This is a genomic window from Paracoccus sp. TRP (genome assembly GCF_000185925.1).
Classification (GTDB): domain Bacteria; phylum Pseudomonadota; class Alphaproteobacteria; order Rhodobacterales; family Rhodobacteraceae; genus Paracoccus; species Paracoccus kondratievae.
Genome location: NZ_AEPN01000037.1, coordinates 19495 through 31889, shown reverse-complemented (window position 1 = coordinate 31889; position 12395 = coordinate 19495). Strand labels below are relative to the sequence as shown.

Annotated in this window: 13 protein-coding genes and 1 pseudogene; 4 read left to right on the top strand and 10 right to left on the bottom strand. The window is 62.5% G+C overall.

Annotated elements, in window-relative coordinates; all coding sequences use genetic code 11:
• Together PARACOCCUSGL_RS22455 and PARACOCCUSGL_RS0115995 are read right to left on the bottom strand one after the other, a co-directional pair.
• Window positions 1-212: pseudogene (locus PARACOCCUSGL_RS22455) on the bottom strand (DNA primase); the annotation flags it as partial.
• Between the two features lie 11 nt (window positions 213-223).
• Complete coding sequence (locus tag PARACOCCUSGL_RS0115995) at window positions 224-4600, bottom strand: strawberry notch family protein (protein WP_010398702.1); 4377 nt, start codon at window positions 4598-4600, stop codon at window positions 224-226.
• Between the two features lie 176 nt (window positions 4601-4776).
• Between PARACOCCUSGL_RS0115995 and PARACOCCUSGL_RS0115990 the strand changes: the two genes are divergently transcribed.
• The 3 genes from PARACOCCUSGL_RS0115990 (at window position 4777) to PARACOCCUSGL_RS0115980 (ending at window position 6111) form a co-directional block, all read left to right on the top strand.
• Entirely contained in the window at window positions 4777-5073 is a 297-nt protein-coding gene (locus PARACOCCUSGL_RS0115990) for a hypothetical protein (protein WP_010398699.1), read from the top strand.
• An 84-nt stretch (window positions 5074-5157) separates the two neighbouring features.
• On the top strand, window positions 5158-5421 hold the full coding sequence (locus PARACOCCUSGL_RS0115985; protein WP_010398697.1) for a hypothetical protein: 264 nt from the start codon (window positions 5158-5160) through the stop codon (window positions 5419-5421).
• Window positions 5422-6111: a nucleotidyl transferase AbiEii/AbiGii toxin family protein gene (locus PARACOCCUSGL_RS0115980; protein ID WP_029372479.1), complete on the top strand. Its 690-nt coding sequence runs from the start codon at window positions 5422-5424 to the stop codon at window positions 6109-6111.
• On the opposite strand, the gene PARACOCCUSGL_RS0115975 is transcribed toward PARACOCCUSGL_RS0115980, so the two are convergent.
• The gene (locus tag PARACOCCUSGL_RS0115975; protein ID WP_040602244.1) at window positions 6083-6733 is read right to left on the bottom strand and encodes an antitoxin; all 651 of its coding nucleotides are present in this window, start codon (window positions 6731-6733) and stop codon (window positions 6083-6085) included. The two genes, PARACOCCUSGL_RS0115980 and PARACOCCUSGL_RS0115975, sit on opposite strands and share 29 nt — an antisense overlap.
• A 112-nt stretch (window positions 6734-6845) precedes the next feature.
• Between PARACOCCUSGL_RS0115975 and PARACOCCUSGL_RS0115965 the strand changes: the two genes are divergently transcribed.
• Window positions 6846-7868 (top strand): IS110 family transposase, encoded by a 1023-nt coding sequence (locus tag PARACOCCUSGL_RS0115965; RefSeq protein WP_010398690.1) that lies wholly within the window; start codon window positions 6846-6848, stop codon window positions 7866-7868.
• Window positions 7869-8209: 341 nt separating this feature from the next.
• Here the strand turns inward: PARACOCCUSGL_RS0115965 and PARACOCCUSGL_RS0115960 are convergent, their stop codons facing one another.
• From PARACOCCUSGL_RS0115960 to PARACOCCUSGL_RS0115930, 7 genes are all read right to left on the bottom strand, one after another.
• A complete protein-coding gene (locus tag PARACOCCUSGL_RS0115960; RefSeq protein ID WP_010398688.1) occupies window positions 8210-8659 on the bottom strand; it encodes a hypothetical protein in 450 nt (149 codons plus the stop codon).
• Between the two features lie 79 nt (window positions 8660-8738).
• Window positions 8739-8933, bottom strand: a complete 195-nt coding sequence (locus tag PARACOCCUSGL_RS0115955) for a hypothetical protein (RefSeq protein WP_010398687.1) — start codon at window positions 8931-8933, stop codon at window positions 8739-8741.
• A gap of 1 nt (window position 8934) precedes the next feature.
• Window positions 8935-9312, bottom strand: coding sequence for a hypothetical protein (locus tag PARACOCCUSGL_RS0115950; protein ID WP_010398685.1), 378 nt, complete (start codon window positions 9310-9312; stop codon window positions 8935-8937).
• 10 nt (window positions 9313-9322) lie between these two features.
• On the bottom strand, window positions 9323-9814 hold the full coding sequence (locus PARACOCCUSGL_RS0115945) for a DUF6878 family protein (protein ID WP_010398682.1): 492 nt from the start codon (window positions 9812-9814) through the stop codon (window positions 9323-9325).
• Between the two features lie 103 nt (window positions 9815-9917).
• Window positions 9918-10436 (bottom strand): hypothetical protein, encoded by a 519-nt coding sequence (locus PARACOCCUSGL_RS0115940; RefSeq protein ID WP_010398680.1) that lies wholly within the window; start codon window positions 10434-10436, stop codon window positions 9918-9920.
• A gap of 109 nt (window positions 10437-10545) precedes the next feature.
• Entirely contained in the window at window positions 10546-10986 is a 441-nt protein-coding gene (locus PARACOCCUSGL_RS0115935; protein ID WP_029372476.1) for a RadC family protein, read from the bottom strand.
• A 128-nt stretch (window positions 10987-11114) separates the two neighbouring features.
• Window positions 11115-12314: a hypothetical protein gene (locus PARACOCCUSGL_RS0115930; RefSeq protein ID WP_029372475.1), complete on the bottom strand. Its 1200-nt coding sequence runs from the start codon at window positions 12312-12314 to the stop codon at window positions 11115-11117.
• Window positions 12315-12395 lie beyond the last annotated feature (81 nt).

Here is a 12395-nt window from a genome sequence, read left to right as displayed (position 1 = left end):
TTCGCCGCAACATGTTCGGTCCATTTCCCAGAAGCGCCCGCCCCTGATGTCGGACCCGTCAACCTGACAAACAGCGATCTCCCCGGATTGTTCTGCAGATCGCCGACCATCCAGTAAGAACCTTCCCGCCTCCCGGCGGGAAGATAGTGGCGGCAAACGCTTTCGGCATTTTGCGAAAGGTCTCGCAGTATCTCTTCTGTTTCCAATGACATGGCACACACGATTAACAACCTTTGCGTGCATTTAGACCCTGGAGGGGGAAACGTGCAAGCAGGTGATCGAGCACTTTCACACCGCCGGAATCCGTCGGACAGAAGAGGCGCAGCTTCCAGGCGATGATTTCCGAGAAGAAGCCATCGGCTTTGAGGCGGTCTTTTTGCGCTTCCGTGAACCCGGAAAGCTCAATCCGGTTGACGCCCATGACGCGCGAGCGGTGCAACTCCATCCCTTCAGCCAGCCGCACCACGGTCTTGCCTTCCAGAACGAGGGCATGGACCTGCGCCGCCGTGAGTTTTGGCGCGTCGTCGGCAAGCGTGGTCGCGACCCAGGCGGGTGAGACACGGCGACCGATGATGCGTTGGCCGTCATCGGTTTGGAGCCGGTAGACGCGGGTTTCGTCCTGGGGAAGCTGCTTCCAGATCGGGAGCAAGAGCCCAGCCACGATATGCAGCGTGGCTTCCGAGAACTCCGGCACCTCGGCCAGTTCCGCGGTCCAGGCGGCGGCGAAGGCCGTGCGGTCGGCTTCCAGCCAATGGGTGTCTTCCAAGATCCTGGCCGGAACCGTGCTCGCCTCGGTCGGCCGGATCAGCCTCAAGCGGGGCTCGATCGTGCCATCATCCAGCATCAGGCTGGTGGCAGGCACCTGCAACGCGGCGCGGCCCGAGCGGCTGTTGACATGAAGCCGCGCCTTTGGGTCATCTAGCCAGTCCAGAGCATCCGCGAGGGAGGTCGGCGAATTGCGGCGCTTTTCTGCGATGGTCAGAAGCTGGGTTTCGGCACCGGAGCCAGGATGAGTGTAGATTACCCGCGCATCCGTGACGCGGAAGCTCTCGGCGCGCAGCGTCTCGAGCCCGAGGTCATAGACCCCGGTCGCGATGGCGCCTTCGATGCGCTGCGCCAAAAGCTCTTCGAAGGCAGTAAACAGGATGCCCTGCATCGCAATCGTCAGCGCCAGCAGACGATTGAGGAAGGTCGTGATCGGTGGGAGGTCATCCTTCAGCCCGTTGTCATCGGTCAGGCTGAGGCCGGTCGCATCCTCGAAGGCCCCGAGCGAGCAGCCGGCCACATCGCCGCGATAGATCCGGCGATAGAGTTGGCGCAGCGCATCGCGGGCATAGGGGGACTCGAGGTTATCCTCGGGTCGGAACAGCCCCTGCCCGCCGGTCTGGCGCTGACCGCGGGTGATGGCGCCGAGCGTGTCGAGGCGGCGCGCGATGGTCGAAAGGAAGCGCTTCTCAGCCTTCACATCGGTGGCCACCGGCCGGAAAAGCGGCGGCTGCGCCTGATTGGTGCGGTTGGTGCGGCCCAAGCCTTGGATGGCCGCATCGGCTTTCCAGCCGGGCTCCAGTAGGTAGTGAACGCGCAGGCGCTGGTTCTTGGCCCCGAGATCGGCGTGATAGCTGCGCCCCGTGCCTCCGGCATCGGAAAAGATCAGGATGCGCTTCTGGTCGTCCATGAAGGCGGCGGTTTCGGACAGGTTGGCCGAGCCCGCCCGGGATTCGACCACAAGCCGCGCGGCATGCCCTTCGCCTTTGCGCACGATGCGGCGCGAGCGGCCTGTGACCTCGGCCACGACATCGGTGCCGAAGCGCTGGACGATTTGATCCAGTGCCCCGGGCACCGGCGGCAGCGAGGCCAGATGCTCGATCAGCGCATCGCGGCGGCGCGCGGCCTCGCGGCATTCCACCGGCTGGCCGTCGCGCTTGACGGGCCGGGATGAGAGGTTGCCCTCGCTATCGGTAAAGGGCTCGTAGAGCTGAACCGGGAAGGAATGGGCGAGGTAGTCCAGAACATATTCCCGAGGCGTGATGTCGACGCGGATGTCGTTCCATTCTTCGGTGGGGATTTCCGACAGGCGGCGTTCCATCAGCGCTTCGCCGGTTGAGACGATCTGGATGACGGCGGCATGTCCGGCCGCCAGATCGGCCTCGATGGACGCGATCAGCGTGGGGGTCTTCATCGACGTCAGAAGGTGACCGAAGAAACGCTGCTTGGCGGACTCGAAGGCTGAGCGGGCGGCGGACTTGGCCTGGCGGTTCAGCGTGCCGCCGGATTCGCCAGTGATGTTGGCCGCCTCCATCGCGGCGGCGAGGTTGTTGTGGATAATGGCGAAAGCCCCGGCATAGGCATCATAGATGGCACGCTGCTCCGGGGTCAGCGCGTGCTCGAGCATCTCATATTCGACGCCATCGTAAGACAGCGACCGCGCGGTGTAGAGGCCGAGGGCGCGGAGATCTCGGGCCAGCACTTCCATGGCCGCGACCCCGCCCGCCTCGATGGCCTCGACAAACTCCCCGCGCGTCGCAAACGGGAAGTCTTCCCCTCCCCAAAGGCCGAGCCGCTGCGCATAGGCGAGGTTGTGGACCGTCGTCGCCCCCGTGGCCGAAACATAGACCACGCGGGCATTCGGCAGTTTGTGCTGCAGGCGCAGGCCCGCCCTGCCCTGCTGCGACGCTTCCGTATCGCCGCGCTCGCTTTTCGATCCTGCAGCGTTTGCCATGGCATGGCTTTCGTCAAACAGGATCACCCCGTCGAAATCCGCGCCCAGCCAATCGACGATCTGGTCGACGCGGGATTTCTTGGCCCCTCGCTCCTCGGACCGCAGTGTGGCGTAGGTCGTGAAGAGGATGCCCTCAGAAAGCGGGATGTCGCGGCCTTGCGCAAAGCGCGATAGCGGGGTCACCAGCAGGCGCTCCTGGCCAAGCGCCGACCAGTCGCGCTGCGCATCCTCCAGCAGCTTGTCGCTCTTGGAGATCCAGAGCGCCTTTCGGCGACCCTGCGCCCAGTTGTCGAGCAGGATCCCGGCGGATTGGCGGCCCTTTCCCGCGCCGGTGCCGTCGCCAAGAAAGAATCCGCGGCGGAAGCGGATGGCGTTAGCGGCATTTTCCGCCGCGGCCGAAACCATGTCGCCGGTCTCATCGACGTTCCAGGATCCTGCGAGATGGCCGGTATGCGCTTCGCCCGCGTAGATCACTGTCTCGAGCTGCGCGTCGGAGAGAAGGCCATCGCGCAACACGGCAACGGGCAGCTTCGGGCGGTAGCTGGGTTTTGGGGGCGCGACCGAGGCCATGGCCGCCAATTGCACGAGCTTGGTCGGGTGTGGAACCGCGCCGGGGGTATCGATCGCCTGCAGGCGGAAGGTCTCGTAGATCGCATCCGAAAGGCGCGCGGCATCATCGTTCTCGCGCTCCTCGCGCAGGGTGTAGGCGAGCTCTTCAGCCTCGATCGCCGCGATGGTTTGGGCCGGTTGGACGACCGGAGTCGCGCGAGAAATTCCGATGGCCTTGCGTGTGGAGGGGGCAGAGTTTCCCGGGAAGAGGGAAGAACGGCTCTGACTTGCTGTTGCGACCTGTTCCAGTTCGAGACGCGGCGGAACTTCGGCGGTGATCCGGGCGAGGAGATGCGCTACATCCGGAGAGGCCAGCTGGCGCAAGTCAGCCGTGACACCACCCATTTCGCCACCACAGCATTTGTCGAAGACCGAAATCCGGGTCTCGAAAGTGGTGCCATGCTTGGCGAAGGCGGCTCCGGACACCCCGCCGGTGAAAACCAGATGCGCGGACTCGGTTAGGCGGGCAAAGGTTTCCACCCAGGTGGGCGCATCGGGCGCGAAACCAGCCCCTGTGATGGCGACGAGCCGTCCGCCGGGGGCCAGACGCGCGAGGGCCGAGCGCAAATGTCGGGCCGTCGCCTCGGTGGTGCGGGTATCGACATGGGCCACCACCGAGAAGGGCGGGTTCATCAGGATGACGCTCGGGCGAAAGCTCGTGTCGAGGTGATCTTCAATCTGTGCGGCGTCAAAGCGAGTGACCGGGCAGCCCGGGAACAGCAGGCGCAGAAGGTCGGCACGAGTGTCGGCCAACTCGTTCAGCGCAAGGCTGCCGCCTGTGATCTCCGCAAAGATCGCCAGAAGCCCGGTCCCGGCCGATGGCTCGAGGACCAGATCGCGGGGCGTGATCTGTGCCGCCGCCAAGGCCGCCAGCCCTATGGGCAGGGTTGTGCTGAATTGCTGGAAGCGCTCCATTTCTTCCGAGCGACGGGTGTGCGTGGGCAAGAGGCCTGCCACCTTGGCGAGGGTGGGCAACAGTGCTGCAGGCGAGCCGGCACGGGCCAGCAGCGCGCGGCCAAACTTCCGCAGGAACAGGACCAGCGCCACCTCGCCAGCCTCATAGGCGAGCTTCCAATCCCAGGCACCGTCGGAATCGGAGCCGCCAAAGGCGCGCTCCATCTCAACGCGCAGGCGCAAGGCGTCAATCTGAAAACCCTGCGCCAGATCCGGCTGCAGGGATTGCGCCACGATCAAAATAGCGTCGGCGGTGTCGGGGCATTGCAGCGGGGCAACCAGCGACAGCGCGGTTGCAACAGAAGTCTGAAACGTCATCGGGGTTCTCCGGATTGGGACAAGGACAAACCGGCGGGGCACTCTCTCTGTCCCCCTTCGGCTTAGCCCTTTCCCGCTCCCCTCTGCCTTTCAAACCCCGGAACTACGGATGCGCGGCTTGATTTTGTTCCTGTAATGTTCTATATACAAATTCAACGCCACAAGGGAGATATCCCATGGAAGCCACGACCTTTGCCCTGCCCGTGACGCCCAAGCAGATCGCCTATGCGCGGTCACTGGCGCTGCGCAACCAGACGTTGCTACCTTGGGAGGTGCAGCAGGATCGGCGAGCTTTGAGTTCCTGGATCGATGCGCAGGCCAGGCTGAAACCGGTCTCCGCGCTCGACCAGCTGCCGTCATCCAAGCAGGTCGCCTTTGCTGAGCGTCTCGCTTGCATCAAGCGCCGCGCTGTCCCGGATGAATGCTTCCGCGACAAGGGCCTGATGTCGAAGTGGATCGACGGGAACAGGTGAAAACCAGCGCAGATGGGGCTTTATTGCTTTGTTGAGGGACATCGACTACATTGATGGAATAGAAGTCTGCACAGAGTTGATGCCATGGCCTCGGTTGCCGCAAAGGTGATGTCGACAGTCAGCGCGCCTTACGGCGTGCTGGTGACGGCTGCGCAGCTTGCTGAAAAGATCGCCGATCTCAAGAGTGCCGATTCCTACGATTGCAGCGTCTTCGCTTTCCTGTCCGAAGTGTCGCCCAAACTGCAGCAATCGTTCATCGACGAGATGGGTGTGAGCAAGGACGCGGTCACCCAAGTTGCCAAGAAATTCTCTGTCCTCGCCGGTTTTCAGCTGCCGCTCGCGGTCTGAATGAATACGCCTCTGCCGAGCCGCTGGCCTGAGCTATTCGACATGGCAATGGCAATCATTGATCAGGCTAACGCCAAGGGCATCGGGATGAACGGCTGGAGCTTTGGCGGCGGCACTGCTCTTATGCTTCAAATCAAACATCGCGAAAGCCACGACATCGATCTCTTCATCGACGATGCCCAGTATCTCCCCTATCTGAACCCTGAGACGCAAGACTACGATCTGGCGCTTGCGCCGAGCGATTACGAAACCGATGGTACCCGCGCTTTGAAGATCGTGTTCGACGGTATCGGTGAGATCGATTTCATCTGCTGCGACCCGGTCACCGAGGGCCCGTTTGTTGTTTCCGAAATTCGCGGACGAAACGTCAGGCTCGAGACGCCCGCTGAAATCCTCGCGAAGAAAGTGGTGTTCCGCGGATCGCACCTGCAGCCGCGGGATATGTTCGACATTGCAGCAGTAGCCCAGGCTATGGGTACCAACTATGTCGTTGAGGCATGCTCGAGGTTTCCGGATGCCTGTCTGGAGGCGCTTCGGGTCACCGAAAGCATGAGCCCGAAGCTTGTTGACACGGTAACCGAGAAATTGCTGGTGTCTGAGGGATTTCTTGGCCTTCAAGGCCGCGCTCAGATGATGGCGAAAGAAATCTTGGCCACCGCGATCACCCGAAGCGCCGCCCTCCCTCGGTGAAGGTGTATTCATTGATAACAATCCCCTCCTCGACGGCCTCGTCCGAGGTCAGATGGTCATATTCGGCCTCAAGCTGCCGATAGAGCCAACGGGCGAGATCGCGCAGCGTCTCCACAACGGTCTCTTCACTGCCCGCGGTAGGTGGCTGACCCGTAGGGCTGTCGCGCGAGACGTCGATGCTCATGCAATACTCGTGGTAGTACCGCCCGCGGTGGGTCACATCGGCACTGAGCTGATAGAAGTTCTGCCGCTGAGCGGCCTGCAGGCGGTCGGCAATGCCGTGCAGGATCTGATCTTGCGGGGCGTAGGCGCGGATTTCGCGCGCGGAGCCATTGGCGTGTCCAACCGTCGCCTCGAAGGAAGCACCGTCCCCTTGTGACGAAAACCCCGAAAACCAGATGCAGGGCTTCTGCCGGGTGCCGCCCCCCATCAGCCGAACAGAACGGCGCTTCAGGCTGACCCCGAGGATGTCGCAGATGCGCTCGAAGTCATCATAGACCACATCCCACCAATCGTCGTGGAACGCAGCCTCGCGATACCATCTGCGGGCTTTCTCCTTGGCCGCATCGGACAGTTCCGGGAACTGGTAGACGGTGGTGCAGATGATGTCAGATGCCGTAATGGGGTGGCTGCCCGGGGCTGAAGCGGATCCAGAACTTTTCCCGCTGGGAAATTCGGGCGCTTCGTTGCTTGATTCAGGCTGCCTGTCATTGGGATCAAGAGGGGAGTGATCTATGGGTGTTTTCGTTGGCATTGACGTATCTCTCGAAAGTTCTGCGGTTTGCGCCGTGGACGAACACGGCAAGCTTGTGAAGGAAACGAAAGTCGCGAGTGACCCCGGGGCATTGAACGCCTGCATCAGGAATATGCCGGGAGTGGTAGAAGCGATCGGTATCGAAGCCGGACCCTTGTCCCAGTGGCTTCATAAATCTTTGACCGACCTTGGACTGCCGGTGGTGCTGATGGAGACCCGGCAAGTAAAAGCCGCCTTGAAAGCTGCGCCGGTAAAGACCGATCGCCGCGATGCTGCTGGCCTGGCCCGCTTGCTGCAGATGGGTTGGTTCCGGCCAGTCCATTGCAAGTCGCTTTCCGCGCAGGAGCTTAGGGTGCTTCTCGGTGCACGCCGATCCGTGCAAGACGCCGCTATCAACATCGAGATGTCTATTCGGGGCATGCTGCGCAATTTCGGACTTCGACTTGGTCGGATTGGCAAAGTCAGCTTTGAAGACCGTGTTCGCGAATTGACCGATGGCAACAAGCTCATCCAGCTTTCAATCGAACCGATGCTCAGGGCTCGAGCTGCGTTGCGCAGCGAGCTTGTGCGCCTTGAACGCCTGGCACGAGACATCACCCGCGAGGATCCAGTTTGTCGCTTGATGATGACGATGCCCGGAATTGGTCCGGTCGTCGCATTGACCGTCCGCTCAACCATCGATGACCCCGGCAGGTTTCGGCGGTCGAAAGATGTTGGCCCATCAATTGGATTGACACCTCGTCGCTACCAATCCGGAGAGACGGATATCATCGGCGGTGTCACCAAAGCTGGCGATCTGGATATGCGGACCGCACTGTATCAAGCTGCCACCGTGGTGATCCATCGCTCGAAAAAGCCGACTTGGTTGCGCGCATGGGCGGAGCGGGTTGTTCGTCGGCGTGGCGTTAAGCGGGCCGCGGTCGCTCTGGCCCGCAGGATGGGTGTGATTCTGCATCGCATGTGGGTCGACAACACCGAATTCCAGGCTGCCAGGATGGCTTAAAGCCAGCCAAGTTGCCGCGACTGAAAACAACGAACTGGCCGACCTGAAAACCGACCATCGAGGTCCTCACCAGGACGCGGTTTCCGACGACGCCGCCCGATGCCTTGTAGCCGAAGCTTCTGCTCCGAGCACGTATCTCAGATAGGCGCGCGGAGACCGCTTTGAACCAGCATCAAGTTGGCGACCACTGCGTCGACCACGGACAGAAGCGCGAACCGGTGTAGGATCACAATCGATGGAACGGTATCGAAAGCGCCAGAGGGGGTGACCGCCAGGACTTATCCGTTCCGCCTAGCCATGCCCTCGAAGCGCTCAGCCTCGAGGGGGCCTTTTGTTGAATATTACCCATTGACTGCACTGGCCCCATTACAGAAGGCTTCGAGTTCCTCCCCGTTCAACACTTCGGCCAGCCATGTCTGGGTATTCACCCAGCCGATGACCTTTCGCGCTCCGAGGTCGATCAGATGTGCGCCACCGCCAAAGGCGTCCAGGCGCGGACGAGAACATGTGTTGGAATGCTCGAAGCCCCAGAGGCCAGACAGATCGAGCTCTTCCGCCAAGCGCAGGATGAACGCGGTCACGGCCTCGACGTCGCCGCTTTCGTCGTCGTGGATCCATAAAACGCCGCTCTTCTGGCCGTCCTGAAGCGACAAGTCAAAGCCGTGGAACTGCGGTTCCTCCGACTTATCATCGTCGTCGCGAAGGGCGGCGAAAAAGCCGATCGCGCGCGCGGCCCTTTCGGGCGTGCCGACGTCGAGCAGACAGGAGAAGTGGGCAAAATAATCGGCCATTGGGCCCTCCAGATGCGAGGACGCCCGGCCTCCGTGGCCGAGCGAGATGGAAATTTCGATTTGGTAGTTGAAGCGGGCGTCAGTCCGGCTGCACGCTCGGCTGGTCCTGAGCCGCCTGATGGGCGGTGAGGAGATCGCGGTAATATCGCTTGCGCGCCGCGCGCCAGCTGCGGACGGCGAGCGTGTCGGGGTGCAGGCGCCGGATCGCCACGCGCAGAACCATCAGGTTCGCCGCCTCCGGCGGCACGCACAGGTCTTGATAGGCCCGGCACATTTCAGCGGACCTCCACGACAGGCGGAGCCAGATGCGGATCGACGAGGGTTTCGATCCTCTCGGCGCGGCCCATCCACGGTTCAGGCCGAATAGGTTTCAACCAGTCCGTGAAACTAGGGATGAACCCGAGGTCCTCCCGCACATGCTGCTCTCCGACCCAACGGGTCGGAATGATCCGGCCGGTGGAGAGCGTGATCGTCGGGCCAAAGATTGCCTCCGAGAGCCAGATCCCAGCCGAATGATGAAACATCGCGCGGTGACGAAAGTCTGCACAGTGGGCTTTTGAGCTATCAAACCAAGCGTGGATGGCCTGGTAATCATCAACGGTACCGCCCCATTTCTTCACCGAAGACAGGGCGTGGTGATATGGATGGGCCATTGCTGCCCCCTCAAAATTCATGGGTGAAGAGTTCAGACGACGTGAACCGTTCGTTGAACTCGAGGTGGATGCTGCGCGCGGAAGCGTCGAAGCAGAATTCGCCATAGGCGCCGTCGTTGTTTTCCCAACCGCCGTGGGCATCGGCGAGAAAGTCATAGGCCAGCTGCTCGACAACATCCTCGAGCGACAGCTGGCGCATCTCGACCTCAGGATTGTCCCAGGTCAGCGCGGCGTAGGGGATTTCCACAGCGGGAAAGTCAACAGCCTTGTCGCCCGCCCATGCGCCAATGCTTTCAATCTGGCCGCTGTCCCCTTCGCCGTCGAAGGTCACGGTGACATGGGTGATCCCGGCGGCGCTCAAGCCTTCGAACAATCGGTCCCGGTTGGCGGGGGGCCGCTCATCGATGCGTGCACTGCGTTCGGCCTGTTCGGCAAAGACCTGCGCGAAGTCGATGCTGGACGGCGGCATCGGGGCCGCAAGGGTGGGTTCAACGTGCGTCATGGATATCTCCGGAAATGGGGGAAAGGGGCAAAGCCAGCGGGCGCGATTTCTCTCGCCCCGCACAGCTCGTAAGACCCCCCTTCCCTCCTCTCGCTCTGCGGCGTCATGCGGCGACCTGCAGCGCACGGGTAGCAAAGGCGCGCCAAAGCGGATCAACCAGCCGCGCCTCCAGAAGGTCGGCACGCTGCCGCAGCCTTTGCGAAAGACCATGCTCTTTCCAGTCGGCGGCGCGGCTTGCCTGCGCCCGCAACTGGCTGGCTTCAGTCACCACAGCCCGGGCCTCCGCGGCGCTGATCACCGGATGGCACCACGCCACTGCGCCGTCGGTTGCGGCGCCGGCCAAAACCAGACGGTCATCACGATCAAGGATGGCCAGCATTGGCGGCCGCGCATCGAAGGCAAACTGATCGACAAAGACGATAGCACCTCGCATGGCCTCGGCGAGTGACGCGAAGCGGTCGAGCACCAGAGGTCGCGCGGTGCCAGACATCGCAGCCACCAGGCTGTGGTCGGGCGTGGTCAGGGCAAAGGCCAAGCTGGTATCTGCAGCGGCGTTGACAAACATTGGCGGCAGCTGGTTCGGGAGTGCTGCAGTCGGTGCCGGAAATGAATGGTCAAACATGTCGGGATCTCCGACGGCGCGGGAAGCCATTCTCCCCACCTCAAACCGTCAAAGCCCAAACCGCCGCCCTCTTCCTCGAAGGGGCGGCAGGATTTGGTCATAGCAAGCGTCAGATCTTGCCCAAGGCCCGCAGGCTCACCTCGGACCCTGCCCCCACGATGATGTGGTCGTGCAGCCTCAGCCCGAGATACTTGCACCCCTTCTGGATCTCCTTGGTCATGCCGAGATCGGCCTCCGAGGGCGCCGGATCACCTGATGGGTGGTTGTGGATCAGGATCAGGGCGCTGGCGTTCAGCATCAGCGCCCGCTTGATCACCTCGCGCGGATAGACCGGGACATGGTCAACCGTGCCGGTCGAGAGAAGCTCATCGGCGATGATGCGGTTTTTGCGATCGAGATAGAGGACGTGGAAGCGCTCTATCGGACCGCGGACGGTCAGGGCGCAATAGTCCATCAGCGCCTGCCAACTGCCGATGACTGGGTTTTGACTCAGGTAGCGGCCGAGGATGTCCCGGGCTTCGAGAATAACGGTTTCTTCTTGGGGGGTCATGGGGGTCTCGCTGAATTGCGCACGCTGCAAGCACCTGCCCCTTCAGGGGCAAGGCCAGAGGCGAGCGAATAGAAGGGAAGGAAGACCGCCCGCCACGCGTGCGGGTGGTCGCTAGGTTGGGGTCCCCGTCAGCCGACCCGATCGAGAAGCTTCTTGGCCCGCCCTTCCATGTCGAGGCGGGCATCCTGCTGGGTCTTGTCGCGCGCAAGCCGCGTGATGCCCTGCACGAAGTCGAAGATGCTCTCGGGCGGGCGGCCCTCTTCCATCAGCACCTTCTCGATGATCTTGGCAGACTCGGGCCTAGAGAAGCCGCGCTTGCGCAGGAAGTCATCCCGGTCCTCGTCCGTCCGCGCCACGATCAGCTGCCGCGCCGCCTTGATGCCGTTCACGAAGCCCTGCGGCGAGGAATTGGCGAACCGCGTCAGCGCGGGCGCGGCCTCATGCGCGAAGCGCGAGGCCGCGTATTTCGAGTGGCGGATCTTGATCTCCTGAAAATCCTCGACGCCCCAGAGATTGCGGTTCTGGCACACGGCCCGCAGATAAAAGCTCGCCATGCCGAGGGTTTTCGCGCCCACCTCGGAGTTCCAGCAGTAGAAACCCCGGAAATAGAGATCGGGGGAGCCGTCCGGCAGGCGGCCCGCCTCAATCGGGTTGTGATCATCGACCAGGAACAGGAAGACATCGCGGTCCGAAGCATAGAGCGTGGTCGTGTCGCGGCTGATTTCGACATCGGGGTTGTAGACCCCAGTCGACCAGTCAAGCACGCCCGGCACCTTCCAGCGCGTGTCGCCCGTGCCATTGCCCGCGATGCGCTGAACCGCCTCGACCAGCTCATGGTCATGGATGCGGCCGTAGTCCGGCCCGGTCACAGCGCGCAGTTCGGTGCGGCCGTCTTCCGTCTCGAAGGTCTTCACCTGCTCTGCGCGGTGGTTGGTCAGGCCATATTGCAGGTTGATCCCCGCCAGCGGCGCGGGCAGCTGCCGCAGGTAGGAGACCGGTGCGCCGACGATGCTGGCAAGCTGGCCGAAGGCCCAGTGCGTCGGTGCCACCGGTTCATGCGCTTTCGGCAGCATCAGGTGCAACCGCTCGGGGGTGTCGCGCGCGGCCTCGACCCGGATATCCGCCGTCTGCACCACCCGGCTGCGGCTGCGTTCCGACCGAGCCTTCACATTGGCCCAGAGATCATCGAGCGACAGATACCGCTCGTCATCGGGCCGGTTGAACCATTCGGACGAAACCCGCCCATTCCGCTCACCCCGGCTCACATCCACTTTCCAGCCACCAGTCCGCGTCGGTGCGACCGAATCCAGAACTTCCACAACACCCATCGGCTATCTCCCGTGACAGGCGCCGGGAGCCACTCTCCCAGCCCTCAACCCGTCACCGGAAAACCGGCACTCCTCTAACTC

Bases quoted from the DNA above. Each gene is read 5' to 3' on its own strand.
- PARACOCCUSGL_RS0115955 (WP_010398687.1), bottom strand. From the start codon at position 8,933: ATGTGCCGGGCCTATCAAGACCTGTGCGTGCCGCCGGAGGCGGCGAAC.
- PARACOCCUSGL_RS0115985 (WP_010398697.1), top strand. From the start codon at position 5,158: ATGGCCTCGGTTGCCGCAAAGGTGATGTCGACAGTCAGCGCGCCTTAC.
- PARACOCCUSGL_RS0115940 (WP_010398680.1), bottom strand. From the start codon at position 10,436: ATGTTTGACCATTCATTTCCGGCACCGACTGCAGCACTCCCGAACCAG.
- PARACOCCUSGL_RS0115930 (WP_029372475.1), bottom strand. From the start codon at position 12,314: ATGGGTGTTGTGGAAGTTCTGGATTCGGTCGCACCGACGCGGACTGGT.
- PARACOCCUSGL_RS0115960 (WP_010398688.1), bottom strand. From the start codon at position 8,659: ATGGCCGATTATTTTGCCCACTTCTCCTGTCTGCTCGACGTCGGCACG.
- PARACOCCUSGL_RS0115935 (WP_029372476.1), bottom strand. From the start codon at position 10,986: ATGACCCCCCAAGAAGAAACCGTTATTCTCGAAGCCCGGGACATCCTC.
- PARACOCCUSGL_RS0115995 (WP_010398702.1), bottom strand. From the start codon at position 4,600: ATGACGTTTCAGACTTCTGTTGCAACCGCGCTGTCGCTGGTTGCCCCG.
- PARACOCCUSGL_RS0115950 (WP_010398685.1), bottom strand. From the start codon at position 9,312: ATGGCCCATCCATATCACCACGCCCTGTCTTCGGTGAAGAAATGGGGC.
- PARACOCCUSGL_RS0115965 (WP_010398690.1), top strand. From the start codon at position 6,846: ATGGGTGTTTTCGTTGGCATTGACGTATCTCTCGAAAGTTCTGCGGTT.
- PARACOCCUSGL_RS0115990 (WP_010398699.1), top strand. From the start codon at position 4,777: ATGGAAGCCACGACCTTTGCCCTGCCCGTGACGCCCAAGCAGATCGCC.
- PARACOCCUSGL_RS0115980 (WP_029372479.1), top strand. From the start codon at position 5,422: ATGAATACGCCTCTGCCGAGCCGCTGGCCTGAGCTATTCGACATGGCA.
- PARACOCCUSGL_RS0115945 (WP_010398682.1), bottom strand. From the start codon at position 9,814: ATGACGCACGTTGAACCCACCCTTGCGGCCCCGATGCCGCCGTCCAGC.